The organism is Paraburkholderia sp. RL17-373-BIF-A, assembly GCF_046030175.1.
GTDB lineage: Bacteria > Pseudomonadota > Gammaproteobacteria > Burkholderiales > Burkholderiaceae > Paraburkholderia.
In genome coordinates this window covers 1-427 of record NZ_JARESO010000439.1, presented here as the reverse complement: position 1 = coordinate 427, position 427 = coordinate 1, and the positions used below count along the sequence as shown (strand labels likewise).

Here is a 427-nt window from a genome sequence, read left to right as displayed (position 1 = left end):
GGGCAGTTCCAGGGCCAGTTCGATCACCGCCGTCTCGACCTGCGGATCCACGCGGTTCTTCAGCAGCGGGCGGCGGTGGGAGATTTCCTGCAGGGCCGCTTCACCGCCCTTGTCGTACAGTTCCTTGAAGCGATAGAAGCTGTCGCGGGAATAACCCATTACCCGGCAGGCCTGACTGACATTGCCCAGTTGCCGCGCCAGTTCGAGCATACCGACCTTAGCGCGGATGACTTTCTGTTCCTGAGTCATGGCGGACTCCTTGCAGTTCGCCGCCGCGCGCGTTGCCGCTTCGGACTACGTCCTCCGCCCCACGCGCAACAGCACGAGAAACCGACCACTGTCAGATTTAGTCTAGGCTATTGCAAATCAGTCGGGTAACATTCCTTCGTGAGGCAACACGACCGGACGTAGTCATTGTCGCCGCCCA

The 427-nt window shown here is 60.4% G+C and carries 1 protein-coding gene; it reads right to left on the bottom strand.

Annotated elements, in window-relative coordinates; genetic code table 11:
• The coding region (locus tag P0D80_RS51265; protein WP_408296642.1) for a helix-turn-helix domain-containing protein at window positions 1–249 on the bottom strand (249 nt) is incomplete at its 3' end.
• Between the last annotated feature and the right edge of the window lie 178 nt (window positions 250–427).